Source organism: Pseudomonas sp. BR20 (genome assembly GCF_050780135.1).
GTDB lineage: Bacteria > Pseudomonadota > Gammaproteobacteria > Pseudomonadales > Pseudomonadaceae > Aquipseudomonas.
Map to the genome: position 1 here is coordinate 1,138,393 of NZ_CP172012.1, position 19,428 is coordinate 1,157,820.

16 protein-coding genes are annotated in these 19,428 nt (G+C 59.8%); 2 read left to right on the forward strand and 14 right to left on the reverse strand.

All coding sequences use genetic code 11. The annotated features are described in order from the left end of the window. Positions 1 to 125 precede the first annotated feature (125 nt). Genes ACHPFG_RS05050 through ACHPFG_RS05065 form a run of 4 tightly spaced genes read right to left on the reverse strand, consistent with a single transcriptional unit; the run spans position 126 to position 3,612 of the window. A complete protein-coding gene (locus ACHPFG_RS05050; RefSeq protein ID WP_431701750.1) occupies positions 126 to 1,283 on the reverse strand; it encodes an osmoprotectant ABC transporter ATP-binding protein OsmV in 1,158 nt (385 codons plus the stop codon). Beyond that, positions 1,280 to 1,933 (reverse strand): ABC transporter permease, encoded by a 654-nt coding sequence (locus ACHPFG_RS05055; protein ID WP_027604864.1) that lies wholly within the window; start codon positions 1,931 to 1,933, stop codon positions 1,280 to 1,282. The genes ACHPFG_RS05050 and ACHPFG_RS05055 overlap by 4 nt, the downstream gene beginning before the upstream one ends. Before the next feature lie 12 nt (positions 1,934 to 1,945). Then, entirely contained in the window at positions 1,946 to 2,839 is an 894-nt protein-coding gene (locus tag ACHPFG_RS05060; RefSeq protein WP_431701751.1) for a glycine betaine ABC transporter substrate-binding protein, read from the reverse strand. A gap of 20 nt (positions 2,840 to 2,859) precedes the next feature. Continuing rightward, entirely contained in the window at positions 2,860 to 3,612 is a 753-nt protein-coding gene (locus tag ACHPFG_RS05065; protein ID WP_431701752.1) for an ABC transporter permease, read from the reverse strand. Between the two features lie 296 nt (positions 3,613 to 3,908). Between ACHPFG_RS05065 and ACHPFG_RS05070 the strand changes: the two genes are divergently transcribed. Both ACHPFG_RS05070 and ACHPFG_RS05075 read left to right on the forward strand, forming a co-directional pair. After that, entirely contained in the window at positions 3,909 to 5,492 is a 1,584-nt protein-coding gene (locus tag ACHPFG_RS05070; protein ID WP_431701753.1) for a peptide chain release factor 3, read from the forward strand. A gap of 134 nt (positions 5,493 to 5,626) precedes the next feature. Further along, positions 5,627 to 5,872: a hypothetical protein gene (locus ACHPFG_RS05075; RefSeq protein ID WP_431701754.1), complete on the forward strand. Its 246-nt coding sequence runs from the start codon at positions 5,627 to 5,629 to the stop codon at positions 5,870 to 5,872. Between the two features lie 103 nt (positions 5,873 to 5,975). On the opposite strand, the gene ACHPFG_RS05080 is transcribed toward ACHPFG_RS05075, so the two are convergent. From ACHPFG_RS05080 to ACHPFG_RS05125, 10 genes are all read right to left on the reverse strand, one after another. Next, positions 5,976 to 6,947: a peptide ABC transporter ATP-binding protein gene (locus tag ACHPFG_RS05080; protein ID WP_017138288.1), complete on the reverse strand. Its 972-nt coding sequence runs from the start codon at positions 6,945 to 6,947 to the stop codon at positions 5,976 to 5,978. After that, the gene (locus ACHPFG_RS05085) at positions 6,947 to 7,915 is read right to left on the reverse strand and encodes an ABC transporter ATP-binding protein (RefSeq protein WP_131698461.1); all 969 of its coding nucleotides are present in this window, start codon (positions 7,913 to 7,915) and stop codon (positions 6,947 to 6,949) included. The genes ACHPFG_RS05080 and ACHPFG_RS05085 overlap by 1 nt, the downstream gene beginning before the upstream one ends. Positions 7,916 to 7,925: 10 nt before the next feature. Beyond that, positions 7,926 to 8,837, reverse strand: coding sequence for an ABC transporter permease subunit (locus ACHPFG_RS05090; RefSeq protein WP_027604858.1), 912 nt, complete (start codon positions 8,835 to 8,837; stop codon positions 7,926 to 7,928). Positions 8,838 to 8,847: 10 nt separating this feature from the next. After that, complete coding sequence (locus tag ACHPFG_RS05095; protein WP_003171721.1) at positions 8,848 to 9,858, reverse strand: ABC transporter permease subunit; 1,011 nt, start codon at positions 9,856 to 9,858, stop codon at positions 8,848 to 8,850. A gap of 76 nt (positions 9,859 to 9,934) precedes the next feature. Next, positions 9,935 to 11,530: an ABC transporter substrate-binding protein gene (locus ACHPFG_RS05100; protein WP_131698459.1), complete on the reverse strand. Its 1,596-nt coding sequence runs from the start codon at positions 11,528 to 11,530 to the stop codon at positions 9,935 to 9,937. Between the two features lie 80 nt (positions 11,531 to 11,610). Next, on the reverse strand, positions 11,611 to 13,008 hold the full coding sequence (locus ACHPFG_RS05105) for an OprD family outer membrane porin (protein ID WP_431701755.1): 1,398 nt from the start codon (positions 13,006 to 13,008) through the stop codon (positions 11,611 to 11,613). Positions 13,009 to 13,189: 181 nt separating this feature from the next. Beyond that, complete coding sequence (locus ACHPFG_RS05110) at positions 13,190 to 14,743, reverse strand: ABC transporter substrate-binding protein (RefSeq protein ID WP_431703440.1); 1,554 nt, start codon at positions 14,741 to 14,743, stop codon at positions 13,190 to 13,192. Positions 14,744 to 15,098: 355 nt separating this feature from the next. After that, positions 15,099 to 16,727, reverse strand: coding sequence for an ABC transporter substrate-binding protein (locus tag ACHPFG_RS05115; RefSeq protein WP_431701756.1), 1,629 nt, complete (start codon positions 16,725 to 16,727; stop codon positions 15,099 to 15,101). A gap of 258 nt (positions 16,728 to 16,985) precedes the next feature. Beyond that, complete coding sequence (locus ACHPFG_RS05120) at positions 16,986 to 18,587, reverse strand: ABC transporter substrate-binding protein (RefSeq protein ID WP_431701757.1); 1,602 nt, start codon at positions 18,585 to 18,587, stop codon at positions 16,986 to 16,988. A gap of 92 nt (positions 18,588 to 18,679) precedes the next feature. After that, complete coding sequence (locus ACHPFG_RS05125) at positions 18,680 to 19,393, reverse strand: SIMPL domain-containing protein (protein ID WP_145335359.1); 714 nt, start codon at positions 19,391 to 19,393, stop codon at positions 18,680 to 18,682. Positions 19,394 to 19,428: the final 35 nt, after the last annotated feature.

Sequence of the window (19,428 nt, forward strand, 5' to 3'; positions counted from 1 at the left end):
CAGATCGCGGACCAAATGTGGGAGGGGCGGTGCGACGATTCGACTTGCTCCCGATAGCGGTGGATCAGTGACAGATGAAGTGACTGACACACCGCCATCGGGAGCAAGCCCCCTCCCACATAAGATCAGGCCAGGGCGGTCTCGGCAGGCGAAACAATACTGGTCTTGCCCCCACGGGACTTACCGGAGCTCAGGTACTCGGCGATCGATTCCTGGGTCACCTCACCCAGGAACACCCGCTCCGCATCCATTACCGGCAGCCACGAGCGGTTGAACTCGTACATACGCGACAACAGGATGCGCAAATGCTCGTCGTACGCCGCCGTGGCGTTGAACTCACGCAGGTACTGGCCGCAGGTGCCGGTCTGACGGTGCAGGTCGCGACGGCGTACATAGCCGAGTGCCTTGTTCTCGGCGCACGTGACGACCACATAGCGGCGGTCGGTTTCGTCCATCAGCTCCAGGGCCTCGGCCACCGGGGTTTCCGGGCTCACCGACGGGGCGTTGTCGGCCGCATCTTCAGCTTTCACCAGCAGCAGGCGCTTGAGGGTGCTGTCCTGGCCCACGAAGTTGCTGACGAACTCATCGGCCGGATGCGCCAGCAGCGTATCCGGGTGGTCGATCTGCAGCAGCTTGCCGGCGCGGAAGATGGCGATCTTGTCACCCAGCTTGATGGCTTCGTCGATGTCGTGGCTGACCATGATCACGGTCTTGTTCAGCGCGCGTTGCATCTCGAAGAACTCGTTCTGGATCATCTCGCGGTTGATCGGGTCGACCGCGCCGAACGGCTCATCCATCAGCAGCAACGGGGCATCGGCCGCCAGTGCGCGAATCACGCCGATGCGCTGTTGCTGGCCGCCCGACAGTTCACGCGGGTAGCGATGCAGGTACTGCTTGGGTTCCAGCTTGATCATGCTCATCAACTCGCGGGCGCGGTCGTGGCATTTCTGCTTGTCCCAACCCAGCAGCTTGGGCACGACCACAATGTTTTCCTCGATGGTCATGTTCGGGAACAGGCCGATCTGCTGGATCACATAGCCGATGTTGCGACGCAAGGTCACTTCGTCGAGGTCGGTGGTGTCTTCGCCGTTGATCAGGATCTTGCCCGAGGTCGGCTTGATCAGGCGGTTGATCATTTTCAGCGTGGTGCTCTTGCCGCAGCCCGAGGGACCGAGGAATACGCAAATCTCGCCTTCATTGACGATCAGGCTTACGTCGTTCACGGCCGAAACAGTCTTGCCGTTGCTTTGAAAAGTCTTGGTCAGGTTTTGAAGTTCGATCATTTGAGCAGTCCTTTTGGAGTCAGCGAGCGTTGCAGCCATTGCAGAAGCAGGTCGGCGAAGATGGCCAGGAGACTGACCAGCACGGCGCCAACGATCAGCATCGACATGTCGCTGCGGCTGATGGAAGCCAGAATAAGTACACCCAGGCCACCGGCGCCGATGGTGGCGGCGATGGTCATGACGCCAATGTTCATCACCACGGCGGTACGCACACCGGCGAGGATCACCGGCACGGCGATGGGCAGCTCGACCATGCGCAGGCGCTGGCCGAAGGTCATGCCGATGCCTTTGGCGGCCTCGCGAATGCCCGGTTCAACGCCGGTGAGGGCCAGGTAGGTGTTACGCATGATCGGCAGCAGAGAGTAGAGGAACACGGCGGTGATCGCCGGCATCGGCCCCAGGCCCTGGCCAAACTTGGAGTAGAACGGCAGCAGCAGGCCGAACAGCGCGATGGACGGTACGGTCAGCAGCACCGTGGCGCTGGCTTGCAGGGGGCCGGCTAGGGTTGGGAAGCGGGTCATCAGCACGCCGAGGGGCACGCCGACGACAATCGCCAGGATCACCGCGATACCGACCAGGGTGATGTGCTGCCAGGTCAGGTGCAGGACCTGGGCCCAATCAAGATGGGAAAAGGCGTTCAGGAATTCCATGTCTTCTCCTTCTTAGTTGATCGGATGTTGGCGCAGGAAATCGGCGGCAACAGCGGATGGGCTTTCATGCTCGACGTCGACCCGTGCATTCAACTCGCGCATGGTTGCGTCGTTGAACAGTTCGGCCAATGGCTTGAGCTCGGCGGCCAGTTGAGGGTGCTGGTCGAGGTATTGCTGGCGAATCACCGGGGCGGCGGTGTAGTCCGGGAAGTAGTGCTTGTCGTCTTCCAGCAGCTTCAACTTGAACGCGTTCAGGCGACCGTCGGTGGTGTAGACCAGACCGGCAAACACCTGGCCGTTACGCAACGCGGTGTAGACCAGGCCGGCGTCCATCTGCCGGGTGTTTTTACGCGTCAGGTTCATGTCGTACAGCTTGACCATGCCGCCCATGCCGTCGGAACGGTTGGCGAACTCGGTGTCCAGGGCCACCAGGCGCGTGCCTTTGGTGTTCTCGGCAAGGGCTTGGGTCAGGTCGCTGATGGTGTTGATCTGGGGGAATTCCTTGGCCACGTTTTCCGGCAATGCCAGGGCGTAGGTGTTGCTGAATTTCGACGGCGACAGCCAGACCAGGCCTTTTTTCGCGTCGAGTTCTTTGACCCGGGCGTAGGACTGTTCGCTGTCGAGCTTCTCGTCCACATGGTTGTAGGCCACCAGCGACACGCCGGTGTATTCCCAGATCAGGTCCAATTGCCCGCTTTCCTGGGCACTGCGCGCCAGGTTGCTGCCCAGGCCGCCGGTCACACGGGCGTCGTAGCCCTTGGTGCGCAGGTACTGGGAGGTGATTTCGGCCAGCAGGGTCTGTTCGGTGAACACCCTGGCGCCGATGCGGATCACGGGTTTTTCAGCGGCTTGCGCAAAACCTGCAAACAGCAGGACGCAGCTCAATATCAAGGTCAGTCTTTTCATGTGATTTCCTTTGCCAAGCCTTAAGACGGACGCAACCCGCGTTCCAGCCAGAGGCGGCTGGCCATGGTCACCAGACCGTCGAGCAGCAATGCCAGCAGTGCGGTGCATGCGGCACCAAGCAGCAGTTGCGGCTGATTGTTCAGGGCGATGCCGGGGAAAATCAGACTGCCCAGGCTGTTGGCACCAATCAGGAACGCCAGCGGTGCGGTACCCACGTTGATCGCCAGTGCCACGCGCACGCCGCCGATGATGATCGGCACGGCGTTGGGCAATTCGACGCGAAACAGCACCTGGCGCGGGGTCATGCCGATGCCGGTGGCGGCTTCTTTCAGCGAGCCCTGAACGTTTTTGAGGCCTTCGTAGGTATTGCGCACGATGGGCAACAGGGAGGCGAGGAACAGCGCGAAGATGGCCGGGCCGCTGCCGATGCCGAGGACGCCGAGGGCGATGGCCAGTACGGCCAGGGGGGGGACGGTGTTGCCGATGTTGAAGATCTGCATGAAGCGTTCTGCGCGCCCGACCATGTTCGGTCGGCTGAGCAGGATACCGGCGGGGATGCCCACAATCAGGGCCGCCAGCATGGAGACTAGAACAAGGATTAAATGAGCTTGCAGGTAAAACAACAAATCGTCGCGGTACAGTTCGATCGTGTTGATGCCGATCCAGTGGACCAGCAGGGCCAGGAGAGCGACGACAACCACTCCTCCTATCAGCCCTTTGCCATAGCGAATAGCCACAGGCGGACTCCTTTTTTCTTCTGTCGACGAACACATTCCTGCGTGGCATGCCATTGCTGGCTGTCAGCGAAAAGTGATCGCGAAATGCAGCTCGCCAATGCCGTCAAAAGCGGCATGAGTTCGAGCCATAAGCGCAGCCTCGTCAGGCTAACTTGCTGATTTATCAGCCCCTGTTCCGAGTGCGATAGCAGGGGAGTGGACGTCTCTACCTTTTAAAAGGTTCCACAGTTGGCAGTATTTAGCCACCCCCAATGGGGTGAACGGTGGTCCGTCACTCGCGGTTTGCGCTATACTCGCCGCCCTTTTTTGACTCACCTGCCAGGCGATTTCCCATGACCCACCAGGCCGCCGAAGTCGCGAAACGCCGCACTTTCGCCATTATTTCCCACCCCGATGCCGGTAAAACCACCATCACCGAGAAGCTCCTGCTGATGGGCAAGGCGATCGCAGTGGCCGGCACGGTGAAATCGCGCAAATCCGACCGCCATGCCACCTCCGACTGGATGGAAATGGAAAAACAACGGGGTATTTCCATTACCACGTCGGTCATGCAGTTCCCGTATCGCGACCACATGGTCAACCTGCTCGACACCCCGGGCCACGAAGACTTCTCCGAAGACACCTACCGCACCCTGACTGCGGTGGACTCGGCACTGATGGTCCTCGACGGCGGTAAGGGCGTCGAGCCACGTACCATCGCGCTGATGGACGTGTGCCGCCTGCGTGACACGCCGATCGTCAGCTTCATCAACAAACTCGACCGCGACATCCGCGACCCGATCGAATTGTTGGATGAAATCGAAGCCGTCCTGAAGATCAAGGCCGCGCCGATCACCTGGCCGATCGGTTGCTACCGCGACTTCAAGGGTGTGTACCACCTGGCCGACGACTACATCATTGTCTACACCGCCGGCCACGGTCACGAACGCACCGATGTGAAAATCATCGAGAAGCTCGACTCCGACGAAGCCCGTGCCCACCTGGGTGATGAGTACGACCGCTTTGTCGACCAGTTGGAACTGGTGCAGGGCGCCTGCCATGAGTTCAACCAGCAGGAATTCCTCGACGGCCAGCTGACCCCGGTGTTCTTCGGGACCGCATTGGGCAACTTCGGTGTCGACCATGTGCTCGATGCTGTTGTGGACTGGGCACCGAAGCCTCTGGCCCGCGTTGCCAACGAGCGCACTGTCGAACCTGTTGAAGAGAAATTCAGCGGCTTCGTGTTCAAGATCCAGGCGAACATGGACCCCAAGCACCGCGACCGTATTGCCTTCATGCGCATCTGCTCGGGCAAATACGAAAAAGGCATGAAGATGCGCCACGTGCGCACCGGCAAGGACGTGCGCATCGGCGACGCCCTGACGTTCTTCTCCTCCGAGCGTGAACAGCTCGAAGAGGCCTACGCCGGCGACATCATCGGCCTGCACAACCACGGCACCATCCAGATCGGCGACACCTTCACCGAAGGCGAAGCGCTGGGCTTCACCGGTATCCCGCACTTCGCTCCGGAACTGTTCCGCCGCGTGCGCCTGCGTGACCCGCTGAAATCCAAGCAACTGCGCCAAGGCCTGCAGCAACTGGCAGAGGAGGGCGCGACCCAGGTGTTCTTCCCCGAGCGCAGCAACGACATCATCCTCGGCGCCGTTGGCGTGCTGCAGTTCGATGTGGTCGCCAGCCGCTTGAAAGAGGAATACAAGGTCGAGTGCTCCTACGAGCCGATCACCGTGTACTCCGCGCGCTGGATCGAATGCGCCGATAAGAAGAAGCTGGAAGAGTTCTCCAACAAGGCCGTGGAAAACCTCGCGGTCGATGGCGGTGGTCACCTGACCTACCTGGCCCCGACCCGGGTGAACCTGGCGTTGATGGAAGAGCGCTGGCCGGATGTGAAATTCCGCGCGACCCGCGAGCACCACTAAGGTCCGAGCGCCGCAAAACAAAATGTGGGAGGGGGCAAGCCCCCTCCCACATTTTTGGTCTCCACCAGGCATGGGATTGGCGAGAATCCGGCATCGGGTCTAGCGTTTACCCACCGACTGTAAAGGAGACCACCGTGCGAAATGCTCAACGCGCCATTCCCCTGGTGTTGCTGGCTGCCCTGGGGTTGACGACCCTTCCGGCACTGGCGGGCGCAGGAGTGCCGCAGTGGAAAGACACCGGCCCGGTCACCAAGAAAAAGCAGAACGAGGTCAACTCCGGCAGTTGGCAACCCCAGGCCCAGCCCGCGCCAAAAGAGGACGCAGAAAACCCCTACAACGAAGGGGAAGACAGCGAAACCTACGACGACGGCGACAGTTAATTGCATCCAAAAGAAAGCCCCTCCCGCCAGGCTGATGCGCAACCTGACGGGAAGGGCTGTAGAACGCTGTATCACTTCTTACACATTTCTACGGGCCAGGGTTTCAGGCCACGAATTGCTCCGCGTAGTGGCAAGCCACCTGGCGGTTATCCAACGCCCGCAACTGCGGCTCCTCGCTGCTGCAACGCGCCGTCGCATACGGGCAGCGCTTGTGAAAAGCGCAGCCAGGCGGCGGGTTCAGTGGGTTAGGCAACTCGCCAACGATTTTGATCTTCGGTTTGTTCGGATCCGGATGAATGGTCGGGGTCGCCGACAGCAGCGCCTGGGTGTACGGGTGCAGGGGGCGGGCGTAGATATCTTCCTTGGGGCCCACTTCCACCGGGCGGCCGAGGTACATCACCATCACGTCATCGGCAACGTGCTGCACCACCGCGAGGTTGTGGGAGATGAACACGTAGGCGGTGTTGAACTCCTGCTGCAGGTCCATGAACAGGTTGAGCACCTGGGCCTGGATCGATACGTCGAGGGCCGAGGTCGGTTCATCCGCCACCAGCACTTTCGGTTGCAGCATCATGGCGCGGGCCAGGGCGATCCGCTGGCGCTGGCCACCGGAGAACATATGCGGGTAGCGCTGATAATGCTCAGGGCGCAGGCCCACTTGCTTCATCATCGCCTGCACTTTTTCGCGACGTTCGGCGGCGGACAGGTTGGTGTTGATCAACAGCGGTTCGCCCAGTTGATCACCGACCTTCTGGCGTGGGTTCAACGAGGCGTAGGGGCTCTGGAACACCATCTGCACGTCTTTGCGCAGTTGCTTGCGCTGGGCCTTGTCGGCGCCGGCGACTTCCTGGCCGGCGATTTTCAGCGAGCCTGAAGACGGCTCTTCAATCAGCGTCAATGCACGGGCCAGGGTGGATTTGCCGCAACCCGACTCGCCTACAACCGCGAGGGTCTTGCCGGCTTCCAGTTCAAACGACACACCATTAAGCGCGCGTACCAGCGCATGGCCCTTGAACAGGCCACGGGACACTTCGTAGTGACGGGTGAGGTCGCGGGCGGTAAGAACGACGGCCATTACGCCACCTCCTGGTTCAAGGGGTAGAAGCAGCGCGCAAGGCTGTTGCTTTTCGGATCAAGGCTGGGTCGCTGGGCACGGCAGGATTCCTGCACATACGGGCAGCGTGGCGACAGCAGGCAACCCTGCGGGCGGTCATAGCGGCCGGGCACGATACCCGGCAGCGTGGCCAGGCGCGTGGCGCCGAGGCTGTGCTCGGGAATCGCCTTGAGCAGCGCTTCGCTGTACGGGTGCGCCGGGATGTCGAACAATTGCGGCACCTGGCCGACTTCCACCGCTTGGCCGGCGTACATCACGCACACGCGCTGGGCGGTTTCTGCCACAACCGCGAGGTCGTGGGTGATCAGTACCAGGCCCATGTTCTGCTCTTTTTGCAGGGCCAGCAGCAGTTCCATGATCTGCGCCTGGATGGTCACGTCCAACGCGGTCGTCGGCTCATCCGCGATCAGCAGCTTCGGCTCGCCGGCAATCGCCATGGCGATGGCCACACGCTGGCTCATACCGCCGGAGAGTTGGTGCGGGTAGGCGTCCATACGGCTGGCAGCGCCGGGGATCTCAACCTTTTCCAGCAGCTCGATGGCCCGTTTACGCGCTTGCTTGCCGGACATCTTCAGGTGCAGGCGCAGCACTTCTTCAATCTGGAAACCCACGGTGTAGCTGGGGTTCAGCGCGGTCATCGGATCCTGGAACACCATCGCCAGGTCTTTGCCGACGATCTGGCGGCGCTGGCGATTGCTCAGCTTGAGCATGTCCTTGCCGTCGAAGTTCAGGGCGTCGGCGGTGACGATGCCGGGGTGCTCGATCAGGCCCATCAGCGCCATCATGGTCACGGATTTACCCGAGCCCGACTCGCCAACGATCGCCAGGACTTCGCCTTTGTCGACGGAAATATCGAGGCCATCGACCACCGGCACGGCGGTCTTGTCGCCGAAGCGGACGTTGAGATTCTTGATTTCTAACAGTGACATGGGAATCTCCTCAGGCGGCGTTCTTGAGTTTCGGGTCCAGCGCGTCGCGCAGGCCGTCACCCATCAAGTTGATTGCCAGCACGCTGAGCAAAATGGTCAAGCCCGGCAGGCTGACGACCCACCATGCGCGTTCGATGTAGTCGCGAGCCGAAGCCAGCATGGTGCCCCACTCAGGCGTTGGCGGTTGTACGCCCAAGCCGAGGAAGCCCAGCGCGGCGGCATCGAGGATCGCGGAAGAGAAACTCAAGGTGGCCTGAACGATCAGCGGTGCCATGCAGTTAGGCAGCACGGTGATGAACATCAGGCGGGGCAGGCCGGCGCCGGCGAGGCGCGCGGCAGTCACGTAGTCGCGGTTCAGTTCGCCCATCACCGCAGCGCGGGTCAGACGTACATAGGACGGCAGCGAGACGATAGCGATGGCGATCACGGTGTTGATCAGGCCAGGGCCGAGGATCGCGACAATGGCAACCGCCAGCAGCAGCGACGGCAGGGCCAGCATGATGTCCATCAGGCGCATGATGGTCGGGCCGAGCAGGCGCGGGAAGAACCCGGCGAACAGGCCCAGCAGGATGCCCGGGATCAGCGACATCACTACCGACGACAAGCCGATCAGCAACGAGAGGCGCGAGCCCTGGATCAGGCGCGAGAGCAGGTCGCGGCCCAGCTCATCGGTGCCGAGCAGGAACTGGATCTGCCCGCCTTCCAGCCACGACGGCGGGGTCAGCAGGAAGTCACGGTATTGCTCGCTGGGGTTATGCGGCGCCACCCAAGGCGCGAAGATCGCGCAGAACACGATCAGCAGCATGAACAGCAGGCCGGCAACCGCGCCTTTGTTCTTGGAGAAGGCTTGCCAGAATTCTTTGTACGGCGACGGGTACAGCAGGCTTTGATCGACTGCTGACACTTGAGTAGGTGTGGTCATGGTCATGATCTCAGCGCTGGTGACGGATGCGTGGGTTGGCGAAGCCGTAGAGGATGTCCACCACGAAGTTCACCAGGATCACCAGACAGGCGATCAGCAGGATGCCGTTTTGCACCACCGGGTAGTCCCGCGCGCCAATGGCTTCGATCAGCCATTTGCCGATGCCGGGCCACGAGAAGATGGTTTCGGTCAGGACCGCACCGGCCAGCAGGGTGCCGACTTGCAGGCCGACCACGGTGAGTACCGGGATCAACGCGTTACGCAGGCCGTGCACGAACACCACGCGCGCCGGCGACAGGCCTTTGGCCTTGGCGGTACGGATGTAGTCTTCACGCAGCACTTCGAGCATGGATGAACGGGTCATCCGCGCGATCACTGCCAACGGAATGGTGCCGAGCACGATGGCCGGCAGGATCAGGTGGTGCAGCGCATCCCAGAACGCGTCCGGCTCGTCAGCCAGCAGGGTGTCGATCAGCATGAAGCCGGTGCGCGGCTCGATGTCGTAGAGCAGGTCGATACGTCCGGAAACCGGGGTCCAGCCCAGGCTCACCGAGAAGAACATGATCAGGATCAGGCCCCACCAGAAGATCGGCATCGAATAGCCCGCCAGGGAGATGCCCATCACCCCATGGTCGAACAGGGATCCTCGTTTGAGTGCCGCGATCACCCCGGCCAACAGGCCCAGGATGCCGGCGAACAGCAGGGCGGCCATGGACAGCTCCAGGGTCGCCGGGAAGAGGGCGGTGAACTCGGTCCACACGCTGGTGCGGGTGCGCAGCGATTCGCCAAGGTCGCCCTGGGCGAGCTTGCCGACATAGTCCAGGTATTGCGCATACAGCGGCTTGTTAAGGCCAAGGCGTTCCATTGCCTGTGCGTGCATCTCGGGGTCGACGCGCCGCTCGCCCATCATGACTTCGACAGGGTCGCCAGGGATCATGCGTATCAACGCAAACGTGAGCAACGTGATGCCGAAAAACGTGGGGATCAATAACCCCAGTCGGCGGGCAATAAAACTAAACATCTTGTGGTGTACCTCAATCAGCCGGTTAGGCAGGTTCGGCACCGTCCTGGTGGGCGGTGCCGAGCGTTTCTCTTATTTACTTCACCTGGGTAGTGGCGAAGTTATTGTTCGTCAGAGGACTTTGGGTATAACCCTCGACGTTCTTGCGCATGGCGGTGAACATTTTCGGGTAAGCCATGGGGATCCATGGTTGGTCCTTGTCGAAAACGTCCAGTGCTTGTTCATAGAGTGCGGCGCGTTCAGTGGGTTCAGCGATAGCACGGGCCTTATCGATCAAGTCCTGAAACTCTTTGTTACACCAGCGTGCGTAGTTTTCGCCGTTTTTGGCTGCATCGCAACTCAGGTTCGGCGTGAGGAAGTTATCCGGGTCGCCGTTATCACCGGCCCAGCCGGCAGAAACCATGTCGTGCTCGCCGGCTTTGGCGCGCTTGAGCATCTCGCCCCATTCCATGACCTTGATGTTCACTTTCAGGCCGATTTGCGCCAGGTCCGCCTGCATGCGCTGGGCGCCGAGCATTGGGTTAGGGTTGGTCGGGCCGCCGCCGTTACGGGTGAACAGGGTGAACTCGGTGCCTTCTGGTACGCCGGCTTCCTTGAGCAGGGCACGGGCCTTGTCCAGGTCGCGCTCAGGGTTTTTCAGCTTATCGTTGAAGCCCAGCAGGGTCGGTGGATACGGGCCGGTGGCATCAACGGCGTTGCCTTTGCCATACAGGGATTCGTTGTAGCCTTTCTTGTCGAACGCGATGTTGATCGCGTGGCGCACCCGCGCGTCGCTCATGTACTTGTGGGTGGTGTTCAGGGCGGTGTACGCGGTGGTCATCGCCGCCAGTTCAGCGACCTTCAGGTTCGGGTCTTTCTTGATGCTGGGAAGGTCATCGGGCTTGGGATACAGCGCGATCTGGCATTCGTTGGCCTTGAGCTTCTGCAGGCGCACGTTGTTGTCGACCGCAATGGCCAGGATCAACGGATCGGCCGGAGGCTTGCCACGGAAGTACTCCGGGTTGGCCTTGAAGCGCACCTGAGCATCCTTCTGGTAGCGCGTGAAAATGAACGGGCCGGTGCCGATCGGCTTGCTGTTGAGCTCTTCGGTCTTGCCGGCGGCGAGTAGCTTGTCGGCGTACTCGGCGGAGTGGATGGCGGTGAACGGCATCGCAACATCGGCCAGGAACGGTGCCTCAGGGCGGGTCAGGGTGAAGACCACGGTATGGTCATCGGTCTTCTCCACGCTCTTGAGCAGTTCCTTGAAGCCCATGCTTTCAAAGTACGGGTAGCCCACGTTGGATTTGTTGTGCCACGGGTGTTTTGGGTCCAGCTGGCGCTGGAAGCTCCAGAGTACGTCGTCGGCATTCATGTTGCGCGTGGGTTTGAAGTAGTCGGTGGTGTGGAACTTGACGTCATCGCGCAGATGAAATGTATAGGTCAGGCCGTCGTCACTGATTTCCCAGGAAGTGGCGAGCGCTGGCACGATCTCGGTGGTGCCGGGCTTGAAGTCCACCAAACGGTTGAACATGGTTTCAGCGGCGGCATCGGCGGTGACGGCGGTGGTGTACAGGACCGGGTCAAAACCTTCCGGACTGGCTTCGGTGCAGACCACCAGGGGTTTGGCCGATACGCCGATAGCGACGCTTAACAGCGCAGCGGCAACGGCAGCTTGTAGCGGGAGCATTTTCATTCAGAGCCCTCTGCAATCGATGGGACCAGACAAGCGTAGACGGCGGGCTCGTCCTGAGCCCGCCGTCTACCTGGTGCTGATTAAAGAATGTTGAACGGGATGGTGGTGACCAGACGGAACTCTTTGATGTTGCCGTCAGGCTGTTCTGCGCTGGCGCGGTGAGTCACGTAGGTGCCACGGATAGTGGTGGCCTTGAGTGGGCCGCTCTGAATCGCGTAGGAGGTGCCAACCCCGTATTCCTGGTGCTTCTCGCCGTCCATCAGACGCAGGTCGCTGCGGGACTTGCCAGCGGTGCCATAAGCCGTGCCGGTGTAGTGGGTACCGTCGATGCCCCAGCCGCGTGCCGAGTAGACGTTGAACTTCAGGCCTGGCACGCCGTATTCGGCCATGTTGATGCCGTAGGCGACCTGGAAGGACTTCTCGTTCGGGGCGTTGAAGTCGGACGTCAGGGAGTTGGCCAGGTAGATGCCGTTGGTTTCGTGCAGGTAGTCGAAGTACTCGTTACCGTTAACTTCCTGGTACGAGAAGGTCAGGCTGTGAGCCTGGTGGGTCAGCCCCAGGGACAACGAGTAAGTGTCGTTGTCGATGTTGCCCATCTTCTTGCTGCCGGTGTCGGTGGTTTTGTAGTAGTTCAGGCCGGTGGTCAGTGCCAGGGTCTGTGCATCACCCAATTCGTGGGTGGCACCGAAGTAGTACTGGTTCCAGAAGTCTTCGACGTTAGCGGCGAAAACGCTGGTCTTCAGGCTCTTGAACGGCTGGTAGTTGAAGCCCAGGGTTTTGACCTTGTCGGTCTCTTGGCCGTTGCCGTACTCGGATACGAATTTGGTCAGGCTCTGCTCGGTACGCGGCGAAACGCGATCGAAAATACCGCCTTGGAACGACAGGTTGCTCAGCTCTTCGCTGTTGAAGCTCACACCTTCGAAGCTCGACGGCAGGGCACGGTTGCCGATGGTGTCGACGATGCCGCTGCTGAAGTTCTGGCGACCGGCGGTCAAGGTGGTGTTGGACACGCGGAACTTGACGTTAGCCAGGCCCAGCTTGCTCCATTGGCCTACTGCATCACCGTCGGAGTCAGCCAGGGTACGGTTGGAACCGCCCTTGATATCTCGTTTGCTGCGGTCCAGGACAACGGCGTTGTAAGCCGCGACTTCGGTCGCCACACCTACGGTGCCTTGGGTGAAGCCCGAGGAGTAGTTGAGGATGGTGCCTTGTACCCAGTTTGTGCGGTTCGCGTCGGTGCGCGTCTGATTGTGTTTCTCATAGGAGAAACGCTGGCCACGGAATTTCTTCTCGGTGGAGTACCAGTTACGGGTAGTACCGCCCAGGCTTTGACCGTCGATAAAGCCTTTGGCCTCGCTTTGAGCGCTGGTGCCGGCCAACGTGGTAGGAACGAAGTCCTGACTTTGGGTTTCAGCGTAGGCGGTTGCCGTGATGGTGCTGATGGCCAGGGCCAGAAGCGCTTTGCTGCTCAGTTTCATGGGTTGAAGCTCCTTTGGTTCTCTTTTTAATGCCGGTCTTTTTTGGTGATCCGGCTATTGGGTGTGTAACTCGATCAAGCTATTGCAAACTGTTGCAAACGTTTGCTGTAGGAAAAATCCCAACAAAAGGCTGCACGTTTGCGAGAGAGCCAACTTCGCTCCCTGCAATCCGGTTATTTTCTTATGGGGTAATACTGACGCCCGAGAACACGTTGCGGCCGAAGGGGCTTACTTTGAATCCTTCGACTTTGACGCTTAACGGCTGATTGACCGTCGAGTGGGCTACGGGCGTGATCGGCACCTGCTGCTTGAGCAGTTGCTGCGCCTGTTTGTACAGAACAGTCCTTTGTTCTCGGTCGGTGACGACCTTGGCTTGCTTGATCAGCTTGTCGTACGCCGGGTCACACCACATGGAGTAGTTGTTCCCACCGATGGCGTCGCAGCTGTAGAGGGTGCCCAGCCAGTTGTCCGGGTCACCGTTGTCGCCGGTCCAGCCGATCAGGCTGACATCGTGCTCACCGTTCTTGGTGCGCTTGATGTATTCGCCCCACTCGTAGCTGACGATCTTGACCTTCAGTCCGATCTTGGCCCAGTCGCTTTGCAGCATCTCGGCCATCAGCTTGGCGTTGGGGTTGTACGGCCGTTGCACCGGCATCGCCCACAGGGTGATCTCGGTACCTTCCTTCACGCCTGCGGCCTTGAGCAGTTCCTTGGCTTTTTCCGGGTTGTAGGCGGCGTCCTTGATGGTGTCGTCGTAGGACCATTGCGTTGGCGGCATGGCATTGACTGCCAACTGCCCCGCGCCCTGGTACACGGCGTTGAGGATGCTCTGCTTGTTCACCGCCATGTCCAGCGCCTGGCGCACTTCGAGCTGGTCGAATGGCTTGTGGCGCACGTTGTAGGCGATGTAGCCCAAGTTGAAACCCGGCTTGGTCAGCAGTTGCAGGTTCGGGTCGGCCTTGAGCGCGTCGACGTCGGCCGGGCGGGGATGCAGGGTGACCTGGCATTCGCCGGCCTTGAGCTTTTGCACGCGCACCGAGGCGTCGGTGTTGATGGCAAAAATCAGCTGGTCCAGCTTGACCTTGCTCGGGTCCCAGTACTGTTTGTTACCCACATAGCGGATCTGCGAGTCTTTCTGGTAGCGCTGGAAGACAAAGGGGCCAGTGCCGATCGGCTTCTGGTTGATGTCGCTGGGCTTGCCTTCCTTGAGCAACTGCTCGGCGTATTCGGCCGACAGGATGGCGGCAAAGCTCATGGCGATGTTCTGCACGAACGCAGCGTCGACCGAGTTGAGCGTCATCACCACGGTATGCGGGTCGGTTTTTTCGACCTTGGCGATGTTCTTGTTCAGGCTCATCCCGTTGAAATACGGAAACTCGGTGGGGTAGGCCTTGCGAAATGGGTGGTCGGGGTCAAGCATGCGGTTGAAGGTGAACAGCACGTCGTCGGCGTTGAAGTCCCGCGTCGGCTTGAATTCCTTGTTGCTGTGGAATTTCACCCCTTCACGCAGGTGAAAGGTGTAGGTCAGGCCGTCTTCGGAAATATCCCACTTGGTCGCCAGTCCAGGTACGACGTTGGTCGCGCCCTTTTCAAACTCAACCAGGCGGTTGTACAGCGGCTCGGCCACATCGTTATCGGTGGCGGTGGTGTACTGCGCGGTGTCAAAGCCCGCGGGGCTGCCTTCGGAGCAGAACACCAGGCTCTTTTTGTCGGCGGCGTGGCCCATCGTGGCCATAGCCAGCAGGCTGGAGCCAAAGATTGCGGATAGAACGGTGGTATGGCGCATGACGATCCCGATCCTTGTTTGTAGTTGTCATCAGCAAGCAATCACCCTGGCGTACGGCCAGGGAGACATTACTGATCCCACACACAGCAAGTGCCTTTTCCAGGTTGGAGCCTCTGCTGTCCTACGACGGTATGGGTCGCGGACTTCGCAGTAAATGCGCCAAATCGGACTGACCTTGTAGGCAAAAGAGCTGTTTGTCGCAGTTCGCAGCTGTAGGAAGCGGCGATTGCGAGCGTGGTCTATTTCCTACGGTCCAGGCGGATGCAATGACGGCGACGTTATGAAACGTCGCCGTCATTGGTCCTTACTTGCCGCTTACGCTCACGCCATAGAAGGAGTTCAGGCCAAACGGGCTGATCTTGAAGTCCTGTACGGTGTTGCGCATGGGTTGATACACCGTCGAGTGCGCGATAGGTGTCATCGGGACTGCATCTTTGAGGATATGTTGCGCCTGCTTATACAGCTCGGTGCGTTTGGCGACGTCCGACGTAGCCTTGGCTTCTTTCACGACGCCGTCGAATTTCTTGTCGCACCACTTGGAGAAGTTGTTGCCGGCCAGCGAGTCGCAGCCGAACAGCACGTTCAGCCAGTTGTCCGGGTCACCGTTGTCGCCGCTCCAGCCAATGATCATGGCCTGGTTCTCGCCGCCTTTGGAGCGCTTGATGTACTCGCCCCACTCGTAGCTGGTGATCTTGACCTTCAGGCCGATCTTGGACCAGTCGTTTTGCAGCATTTCAGCCATCAGCTTGGCGTTCGGGTTGTACGGACGCTGAACCGGCATCGCCCACAGAACGATCTCGGTACCTTCCTTGACACCCGCTTCCTTGAGCAGCGCCTTGGCTTTCTCGGGATCGTACTTGGCATCCTTGATGGTGGTGTCGTAGGACCATTGGGTTGGCGGCATGGCGTTGACCGCCAGTTGACCTGCGCCCTGGTAGACGGAGTCGATGATCTGCTGCTTGTTCACCGACATGTCCAGCGCCTGGCGTACGCGCAGGTCAGCCAGTGGATTTGGCTGGTCGCTGCCCTTGATCTTGTCCATGACGTTGTAGGCGACATAGCCCAGGTTGAAACCGGCCTGGTGCGGCAGTTTCAGGTCCTTGTCTTCGCCCAGCGCCTTGAGGTCGGCCGGACGTGGGAACAGGGTGATCTGGCACTCGTTTTTCTTCAGCTTCTGGATACGCACCGACGGATCGGTGGTGATGGCGAAGATCAGGTTATCGATCTTCACGTCTTCAGGTTTCCAGTAGTCCTTATTGCCGGTGTAGCGAATGTTGGAGTCTTTCTGGTAGCTCTTGAATACGAACGGGCCAGTCCCGACCGGCTTCTGGTTGATGTCCGCAGGTTTGCCTTCCTTCAGCAGTTGGGCTGCGTATTCAGCCGACTGGATGGAAGCGAAGCTCATTGCCAGGTTCTGGATGAAAGCGGCGTCCACGGTGCCAAGGGTGAACTTGACGGTGTGGGCATCGACCTTCTCGATGTTCTTGATGTTGGTGTCCATCCCCATGTCCGTGAAGTACGGGAACTCAGTGGGGTAAGCCTTACGGAATGGATCGTCTTTATTGATCATCCGGTTGAAGGTGAACAGTACGTCGTCAGCCGAGAACTCACGAGTCGGCTTGAAGTACGGGGTGGTATGGAACTTGACGCCTTCGCGCAGGTGGAAGGTGTAGGTCAGGCCATCCGGGGACACGTCCCAGCTGGTGGCCAGGCCAGGAACAACGGCGGTGCCGCCTCGTTCGAACTGGCTCAGACGGTTGAACATGGTTTCGGCCGAAGCATCGAAGTCTGTTCCGGTGGTGTACTGGCCTGGATCGAAACCGGCCGGGCTCCCTTCGGAGCAAAACACCAGGTTAGTCGCCGCTTGGGCGAAAGGGACCGCGGCCATCAGGCCAGCGCTCACTAATAACGGAAGGACTGCGTGTTTAAGCATGTTGGCCTCATGATTTGTTGTCATTTTTGGTGGTGAGGGCGACCTCGTGAGTCGGCCTGCGGATACTTATGCAGGCGCCATACCCATTGCAAGATGCTGAACCGTCGCGAGGTGGAAAGAGTGGTACGAACGTACAGGAATGTCGCAATTATGAAAGTTTTGACATATTTGAGCATATTTATAGGTTTTTTTCGGTGCAGAAGGAGCACCGGAAAGGGGCAACCGAGGCGTATGGCGCACTCGGTTGGGGCGTTGCTGTTACTTATCTAGACTCACGCCGTAGAACGGTGTCAGCCCAAACGGGCTGATCTTGAAGTCCTTCACTTCCTTGCGCAGGGGTTGGAAAACCGTCGAGTTGGCAATGGGCGTTATAGGTACTTGTTCCTTAAGAATTTTTTGTGCCTGTTGATACCACTTGATGCGTTGCTCGCGGTCGCTGCTGACCTTAGCCTGCTGCACCAGTTTGTCGTAGGCCGGGTTACACCATTTGGCGTAATTGCTGCCCTTGACCGCGGCACAACTGTAGAGCACGCCGAGCCAGTTATCCGGGTCGCCGTTGTCGCCGGTCCAGCCATAAATCATCGCATCGTGCTCGCCATTTTTGGCGCGCTTGATGTATTCGCCCCACTCATAGCTGACGATATTGGCCTTGATGCCGATTTTTTCCCAATCCTGCTGGATCATTTGTGCCGACATGCGTGCATTCGGATTGGAGGCGCGTTGGACAGTCATCGCCCACAGGTTGATGGTGGTACCTGGTGCAACCCCTGCTTCTTTTAGTAGCGCGCGGGCCTTGGTCGGATCGTGCGGGGCATCCTTGATGGACGGGTCATAAGACCACTGCGCCGGTGGCAGTGCGTTCTGCGCCAATTGTCCGGCGCTCTGGTACACGGCCTTGATGATCGCCGGCTTGTCGATGGCCATGTCCAGGGCCTGGCGGACCTTGAGTTGATCCAGCGGTGGATGGGTCACGTTATAGGCCAGAAAGCCCAGGTTGAAACCGGCTTGCTGCAGCACGCGCAGGTTGGGGTCCTGCTTCATCACGTCGATGTCCGACGGGCGCGGGTAGCCGCTGACCTGGCATTCGCCGGCCTTGAGCTTTTGCAGGCGCGAGGCGGCGTCCGGGGTGATGGCGAACACCAGGTTGTCGAGCTTCACATCCTCGGGTTTCCAATACTGTTTATTCGCCACGTAGCGGATCTGCGAGTCCTTCTGGTAACGCTTGAACACGAACGGCCCGGTGCCCACCGGTTTCTGGTTGATGTCTTCGGCCTTGCCTTCCTTCAATAGCTGGGCGGCGTACTCGGCCGATTGCACGGAGGCGAAACTCATGGCCAGGTTCTGCGCGAACGAGGCATCGACGTTGTTCAGGTTAAAACGCACGGTGTGCTCGTCGAGTTTGTCGACGCTCTTGATCGTGGTGTTCAGGCCCATGTCGGTGAAGTACGGCGATTCGGAAGGGTAGGCCTTGCGGAACGGGCTCTCGGCATCCAGCAGGCGATTGAAGGTAAACAGCACGTCATCCGCGTTGAAATCGCGGGTGGGTTTGAAGAAGTCAGTGGTGTGGAACTTGACGCCATCGCGCAGGTGGAAGGTGTAGGTCAGGCCGTCTTTGGACACCTCCCAGCGGGTGGCCAGGCCTGGTTCCACTTCGGTGCCGCCACGCTTGAACTGGGTCAAGCGGTTGAACACGGTTTCGGCGGACGCATCGAAGTCGGTGCCGCTGGTGTACTGGCTGGGGTCGAAACCGGCGGGGCTGGCTTCGGAGCAGTAGACCAGGGTGCTGGCTGCGTGGGCCATCGGCATAAAGGCCAGCAGGCCGGCGGTAAAGAGGAGTGGTTTGAAGGTGGTTCTTTCCATGGAGACCCCTAAAAGTGGCAGGCATATAAAAGCTGCCCAAACGAAAACGGCGGTCACCGAGGTTACCGCCGTTAAGGTTTGTCGGGTAGGGGTTACGGCATCTGCACTTCGATCACCCCATCGGCGCTCATGCTGACCTGGCTGGTACCTGCCTCCACTTCCGGCGTCGGTGCTGAATCCATCATGGCTGCCTTCATCATCATTCCGCCACGGGCATAAGGTTGTGGGTAGCCATTGGTGTTGAAGTTCAGGTTGACGATCTTGTAGCCCTTGCCGCCTAACGCATCGGTGGCCAGTTGCGCGCGTGCTTTAAAGGCGGCAACCGCGTCCTTGAGCAGGGCGTCTTCGCTGGTCTTGCGCGTGGTGTCGGCGATGGCGAAGTCCATGTTTTCCATTTTCAGGGTATTGAGCAACTCGCCGGTGAGTTTGGACAGCGCCGGGAAGTCCGCGCTTTCCAGGCGCAGTTCGGCGCGCTCGCGCCAGCCGGTGATCTTCTGGTTCTTGTTGTCGTAGATCGGGTAGCTGTTACGGCTTCCCTGGCGCAAGGTCACGCCTTGCACTTCGCGCGCCTGGCCCAGGGCCTTGTTCATGGTGGTGGTGATTTCGGCGGCGAGCTTGGCCGGGTCGGGGTTCTGGGACTCGGTGTAGAGGGTGACGATCATCTTGTCGCGGGCCACTTCCTGGCTGACCTCGGCGCGCAGGGATATCTGGTTGTAATTCAGTGCATCGGCGGCCAGTGCCGGAAGGCTGGCCAGGGCGCTGGCACTGAGGGTGAGAACAACTGCACTGCGAGTGAAACGAGACATGGAAGCTCCTTAGGGTGTTCGTATCGGTATGACTG